Genomic DNA, 6,271 nt, shown 5'->3' on the forward strand with positions numbered 1-6,271 from the left:
AGCTGCAGGAGATGATTGATGAAGGAAATAAGAGCGCCGTCTATGCGCTCCGTCTGGCCGAAAGGAAAGAGGAACTGTTTTCCACCATCCAGGTGGGGATCACGTCCATCGGCATCCTGACGGGTATGTTTTCCGGTGCCTCCCTTTCCGGGCCTCTGGCCGATGAGCTCGCCCTCATCCCGCCGCTTGAACCTTATGCAAAGCCCGTGGCCATGACCATCGTCATGGTGCTGGTCACCTATTTCTCCCTCATCATGGGGGAACTGGTGCCGAAGTGGATCGCCATAGCCATTCCTGAGAAAGCGGCCTGCTTCGTCGCACGGCCCATGATCCTTGTGGCCACCATCTGTAAACCGCTGGTCCTCTTTTCCACCTGGTCCACGAAAGTGGTGGTGTCCATGATGGGAATTAAAATGGGCACCGAGCAGCCTGTTTCGGAAGAGGAAATCAAAGTCCTCCTCCAGCAGGGCGCCAAGATGGGTACTTTCGATAAAGAAGAACCGGAAATCATTGACAACGTTTTCGAGCTGAACGACCGGACCGCTGCCGACTGCATGACGGCAAGGCCCCAGCTCACCTGGATTGACCTCGAAGACGATGAAAAGAAAATATGGAAGGATATTTCCGAATCCTCCCATTTCCGCCTGCCTGTGGGGAGCGGCTCCCTGGATGAATTCAAGGGCCTGGCAGACGTATCGGAAGTGCTGAAGGACCAGCATGACCATCCGGGAAAAGCACTGAAGAAATCCATCATGGATACGGTGCATACGACGATTTACATCCCGGAAACACTGATCCTTACCAAAATTCTGAAACTCTTCAAGACGAGAGGGGTGCATGAAGCTATTGTCATCGATGAATACGGCACCCTTTCCGGCCTCGTCACGCTTCATGATTTACTGGAAGAAATCGTGGGCGATATGCCCGGCGATAAAGAAGACATCCTGGAAGAACAGAATAAATTCATCCGCCGGAGTGAAAATTCCTGGCTTGTGGAAGGACTCTGCTCCATCGATGATTTTCGTGAATATTTCCACATAGATGATGAATTTCCCGGGGAGGCCGAGGGCTATTACAAGACGCTGGGCGGCTTCATCACCTATTCGCTGGGATATATTCCCAAGGAAACGGAAAAGACAAAGTACGGCCGGTTCACTTTCGAAGTGGTGGACTGTGATAACCGCCGTATCGATAAAGTACTGGTTACAAAGGAGAAATAAAATGGATACAGAAGAGACATCAAAGAAATCCCTTGGCGAACGGATTCTTTCCCTCCGCCGGGAACTGGAAGAAAGCAGGGGCTTCCTTTCCACCTACATGCTTGCTCCTTCAGAAGACCTCCGTCCGGCTGAAGAAGAACGGATTCGCGGCGTTTCCCGCCTGGCTGATGAGATGATGGAAATCCTGGATGATCTGGCAGAAGAAAACAAATCGGAAGCTCTGGAAGATTCTCCGGAAATCGAAATGGAAGATATGCTGAATGATGATGTGGACCTGGAATTCAAGACCCATACCCTGGGCGTGGCCGATGGAGAAGACAATATCGACGGTGACTGGAATATGGATGAAGAAGACATGCAGGAAATGAGCGAAGCCACCCTGCCGGAAGCAGAAGCCATTGTGGAGAAGAAAAAACAGAAGAAAGAAAAGAAATCCTGCAAGTCGAAGAAAGAAAAGAAATCAAAGAAAGATAAGAAGGATAAGAAATCCAAAAAGGAGAAAAAGAGGAAAGAGGCAGAAGAGCAGGCTGCGGATTGATTCATATGGTGTGAATCGTTCTTCGTGAAGGATATGGCTGCTTTGCAGCCAATCTTAGATAGCGGCCTGCGGCCGCGGGCCTCTGGCCCTGCTGATGGATTGAGAAAAAGAGCATGCTTTCGAGAGAGAGCATGCTTAAAATGTTTTGGAATGGAAACAGTCAGCCCCGCTGATGGCTAACGGCTAACGGCTAACGGCTAACTACTACAGACTGACAAGGAGGAAAGATATGCCCAATTACGCTGCCCCGGGAGAAGTCATGTACCATACCGGGCTTACGAAGGAAATGATTGAGGGCGCGAAATATGCCCTGGTCCCCGGGGATCCGGGGCGGGTGGAAGGCCTGGCAAAAGCACTGGATGAAAAAGCGGTCTATGTATGCTCTCATCGTGATTTCACCACCTGGAAAGCAAAAGTATCCGGACAGACAGTCCTCATTATGTCTACCGGTATGGGAGGCCCCTGCGTGACTTTTGCAGTGGAAGAACTGGCCCGTCTGGGCGTGGAAGTTTTCATTCGTGTCGGAACCACCGGTTCCATTCAGGAAGACCTGAATCTGGGAGATGTGGTCATCAATAAAGGGGCGGTCCGGGAAGACGGGGCTTCGAAAGCCTATGCACCCGTAAATTTTCCGGCCATGGCCGATTTGCGGGTGACCCTTGCTCTTGAGCAGGCAGCAAAGGAACTCCGGATTCCTTTCAAGACCGGTATCTCTATTTCCACCGACTCCTTCTGGCCCGGCCAGGAACGGTATGACAGTTTCAAAGGCTATGTGGTGAGAAGACTGAAGGGAAGCCTCAATGAATACAGAGCCCTTGGATGCATGAATTTTGAAATGGAAAACGCCACCCTTTTTACCCTGACTTCCGTGCTGGGCCTCAAGGCAGGCTCCATCTGCGGCGTGGTAGCCAAAAGGACAGACAGCGAATCTGTAGCACCCCATGAAGTATACGAACTGGCGGAAAAACGGTTCCAAGCTGTCGTGAAACGGGCGATGGAAATGATGATCGGCCATTTCATGGTGAGCATCTGAGGGGGCACTTCAAATAGTGCTTGGCGTGATTCGTGAATCGTGATTCGTGGTTCGTGAAGGTGTCGGCCCTGATGGGCCGACGAGTTTTTATGGGGGCTGTGTACAGACAGAAATAAAAGTTCATTATCAATCAATGAGAGCCGAAGGCCATGCGCAAAGCGCACTATAAAATTGGTTTGCGAAGCAAACCATATCCTTCACGAACAACGACGAACGAATAACGAAGAACGAACCGGCTCTGATGGAAGTATACGTTACTTGAACATGTTTTCCAAAAACCTCATCTTCCCCTTGCGCTTACCTTAAAAATCATTTATCATAATAGCGATATACTGCATTATTTTCAGAACCGAAATTAAAGGAGTTTCCTATAATGAGAGCAAGAGGTCTTTTATTTGGTGTGGCTGTGGCATTTGGCGTATGGAATATCATCAACAGTGGTGTCACTGTGCGGTCTGTCGCCATCCTGGCCATGATTCTGGTCTGCCTGGCCATCAATTTCTATAATTACCAGCAGAAGAAAAAAGCCAGAGAAGAAGCGGAGAATGAAGTTCGGGAGAAGGAAGAAATCCGCCAGCTCCGCGCCCAGGCAAGGCGTAAACAGAATCACAGACAGAGAAGACATAATAAGAAGTAATTCCAGTCTGATTGCATTTCCGGGGCCTTCGGGCCTTTTTCAGTGAATCAAATCGAGGCTTTTATGGAATATATGCCGGCCGCCCTGATGTATCGCTGGGCCGTCTTTATCCTGCTGGCGGTGGGACTCGTTCTTCTTGCCAAACATAAAGTCCTGACGCCCTTCGTCTTCTGGTCAAGGGTCCAGTACTATACGTTTTCCACCTTCACCCTCTTTGTGGTCTGGCTGGGAGCCACCCTTTTCCGGGTGGATTTTCCTTTCCTTTACAGCGCTGACTGCCGCTACATCGTGGCGGCCAGCCTGGGAACCCTTTCCCTCATGTACCACCTGATCGTGAGGCCGGGGGCCATCCGTACCCACAAATTGAACGACATCAGCTACGAGCATTTCTCTTTCTATAATTACATATTTCACTACTTCATCCCCATCCTCATGACGGTGGACTATATTTTCTTCGTGAACAAGACTGATATGCACTGGTACACTATGTTCACCTGGATGATTTATCCTGCCTTCTATGTGGTTTTCGTGTATTTCCGCGCCTGGGTCACCATCGTCACCCACGGGAAGTCCCATCTTTATCCCTATACCTTCATGGATCCCAATTACCATGGCATATGGGACATCACGAAAGGCTGCCTCATCGTGGGCGCCCAGTTTTTTGTCATCGGTGTCTTCGTCTACACCGTGGGAGAAGGACTATGGCTCCTCGGCATCCCGCCGGTCTCCTGGACGTATAATGGGTAGTATGCAGTAGTCAGCAGTTAGTTATTAGTGATGAGTGAGACGTAAGTGACGGGCCGGAAATAGAAGGCCCGCCATTTTTATATGGCTAAGCAGGATTGGTTTGCACCTTCCACACTAAAAGCGGACAACTCATTACTAACTGCTCATCCCTTTCTTTTTTCAACTGGAAATATATGCTATAATATTTCCATCGCGTTTTATGGAACTATTTCCACTGCTTTTGCTGAAGGAGTCATTCATGGCAAAGACAACTGAGACGAAAGATTTCGTCGACCATTCCATTTTCTACAGATTCTACGCCCTGCCTCTGGCGATCGGCTATATCCTCTGGCTGGCCTACATCGGCTATACGGATATTTACTACGGTCTTATGATCAACCATCATGTGCCGGTTATCGACGTAGGTATCCAGCTGGCCATCCTCTGGTGGCTGCTCGATATCACCCTGACGAAGACCACCTACCGGCTTGAAAAAGACAAGCTTTACATGATCAAGACGGGTCTCTGGACGAAGAAAGAACTGAACCTTCCCTACGAAGATATCTTCGGCGTTCACCATTTCAAGAACCAGCTGATGAAACCGGTCACCTACCGCTATACCTTCCATGAATATTCCAAGCTGGATAATCGTCCCATCTGGTCCCTGCTCTACGATATCGGCAGTGACAAGAAAGTAGGCCGTGTCCTCATGAAAGCATCGGAAGAATTCTGGAAAGAATTCGAAAAGCGCATGCCCGGCCAGATCCGTATCCCCCAGGAAGAAGTGGTCATGTTCACCTACAAGGCCATGGAAAAGAAACTCCGGGACCAGGGCTATTTCAAAGACCATCCGGAAATGTCCTTTGAAGAAGGTATCAAACAGCTGCGCCAGAAAGGCACCGAAATGGGCGGCCGTGAAGACGAACTGACGGGCGCTGACTTCCATGGAGAAGAAGTGGAACTGGAAAACGGCACTTCCAAAGAAACCCTGGAAGCTGCCCGCCGCAGAAAAGCCATCCGGGATGAGGAACCGGAAAAAACAGCAAAGGCTGAAACAGAACCGGCCCCAGCAGAGAAAGCCCCTGAAAAGCCGGAAACGAAAGAAGAACCGGAAGACCATAAAGAATCTGAAAAGAAATAAGGAAAAGCACCCCGCTCCGGCAGGGTGCTTTTTTGCTGCAGCCGGCAGCGGGGTATAAATAAGGGGAGGCTCCCATTATAAAAAATATAGTATACTATGTATTTAAGGAGCTCAGGTACCATTTATTGGAAACAGGGAATTCGATTTGCCGGGAGGCCCTAAAATGCAAATGACAGAGCGGTCTGATTTGCATTAAATACATAGTACACGATGGAATCGAAAAACAATTACATAGCACACTATGCAGTTAAAAAGAGGATGCAAAGGACTTTGCATCTTTATTTTTTTACAGAAGATGGAAAGGGGAATAATTGGCGTTTTTCAAGGCCCCTGAAGGGAATGAAAACGCCGATAAACACTGATAAAACCGGCTTGAAAAGAGATAGGGCCGTGCATAGAATAAACATAGATGCCTATGTACTTTCGGGCACATAGATGAGAGTCCCGCCCCGGGACTGTGACGAAGGAGGATAGCCGGTTGACCAGGGGATTCAAGAATTTTCCGGTGTACGGATTCATATCGGGAATTCAGCAATTATTCTTTCAAAACTTTATATGAGTCCCAATTTCCGGAAATATTTCCCATGAACATCCGCAGTGCATCGAAACGGAGATACATGGGAAACTATTCAAAGGAAGGTGAACCTTTATGGATCCAGCCATTACTACACTGTGTGTACTGGCAGTAGCAGCATTCCTGTTTGTTACCGAACTGATCCCTCTGGCTGTAACCGCTATGGCAGCCTGCACCGCTCTCGGTATCCTCGGCGTACTTCCGTCCAAACAGGTATATGCAGGTCTTTCTAACTCCACCGTCGTACTCTTCGGTGGTATGTTCGTCATCGGTGCGGCTATGTTCAAGACCGGCCTCGCTGAAGCAATCGGTCTTTGGGTAGTTAAAAAAGCAGGTACCAACGAAGTTCCGCTGATGGGCGCAATCATGATTGTAACCATCATCCTGTCCTCCGTATCTTCC

The 6,271-nt window shown here is 49.1% G+C and carries 8 protein-coding genes; all 8 read left to right on the forward strand.

Annotated features, from left to right (window positions below; translation table 11 throughout):
* Window positions 1–1,220 (forward strand): hemolysin family protein (locus VZT47_RS08985; RefSeq protein ID WP_330224628.1); only part of this gene is annotated, 1,220 nt, incomplete at its 5' end.
* Window position 1,221: 1 nt separating this feature from the next.
* Complete coding sequence (locus tag VZT47_RS08990) at window positions 1,222–1,758, forward strand: hypothetical protein (protein ID WP_330224629.1); 537 nt, start codon at window positions 1,222–1,224, stop codon at window positions 1,756–1,758.
* A gap of 229 nt (window positions 1,759–1,987) precedes the next feature.
* Window positions 1,988–2,791 carry a uridine phosphorylase gene (gene udp / locus VZT47_RS08995; protein ID WP_330224630.1) on the forward strand — a complete coding sequence of 268 codons (804 nt, stop codon included), beginning with the start codon at window positions 1,988–1,990 and terminating at the stop codon, window positions 2,789–2,791.
* Window positions 2,792–3,164: 373 nt separating this feature from the next.
* Entirely contained in the window at window positions 3,165–3,428 is a 264-nt protein-coding gene (locus tag VZT47_RS09000; RefSeq protein WP_330224631.1) for a hypothetical protein, read from the forward strand.
* A gap of 63 nt (window positions 3,429–3,491) precedes the next feature.
* Complete coding sequence (locus VZT47_RS09005; protein WP_330224632.1) at window positions 3,492–4,175, forward strand: Pr6Pr family membrane protein; 684 nt, start codon at window positions 3,492–3,494, stop codon at window positions 4,173–4,175.
* An 81-nt stretch (window positions 4,176–4,256) separates the two neighbouring features.
* Window positions 4,257–4,430, forward strand: coding sequence for a hypothetical protein (locus VZT47_RS09010; RefSeq protein ID WP_330224633.1), 174 nt, complete (start codon window positions 4,257–4,259; stop codon window positions 4,428–4,430).
* On the forward strand, window positions 4,414–5,295 hold the full coding sequence (locus tag VZT47_RS09015; RefSeq protein ID WP_330224634.1) for a hypothetical protein: 882 nt from the start codon (window positions 4,414–4,416) through the stop codon (window positions 5,293–5,295). The genes VZT47_RS09010 and VZT47_RS09015 overlap by 17 nt, the downstream gene beginning before the upstream one ends.
* Before the next feature lie 649 nt (window positions 5,296–5,944).
* Window positions 5,945–6,271: SLC13 family permease (locus VZT47_RS09020; protein ID WP_330224635.1), on the forward strand; the 327-nt coding region annotated here is incomplete at its 3' end.

Origin of the sequence: Dialister sp. (assembly GCF_036343215.1) — a bacterium.
Classification (GTDB): Bacteria; Bacillota; Negativicutes; order Veillonellales; family Dialisteraceae; genus Dialister.

Excerpts from the sequence above, each read along its gene's own strand:
- VZT47_RS08990 (WP_330224629.1), top strand. The coding sequence starts at position 1,222 with ATGGATACAGAAGAGACATCAAAGAAATCCCTTGGCGAACGGATTCTT.
- udp (WP_330224630.1), top strand. The coding sequence starts at position 1,988 with ATGCCCAATTACGCTGCCCCGGGAGAAGTCATGTACCATACCGGGCTT.
- VZT47_RS09000 (WP_330224631.1), top strand. The coding sequence starts at position 3,165 with ATGAGAGCAAGAGGTCTTTTATTTGGTGTGGCTGTGGCATTTGGCGTA.
- VZT47_RS09005 (WP_330224632.1), top strand. The coding sequence starts at position 3,492 with ATGGAATATATGCCGGCCGCCCTGATGTATCGCTGGGCCGTCTTTATC.
- VZT47_RS09010 (WP_330224633.1), top strand. The coding sequence starts at position 4,257 with ATGGCTAAGCAGGATTGGTTTGCACCTTCCACACTAAAAGCGGACAAC.
- VZT47_RS09015 (WP_330224634.1), top strand. The coding sequence starts at position 4,414 with ATGGCAAAGACAACTGAGACGAAAGATTTCGTCGACCATTCCATTTTC.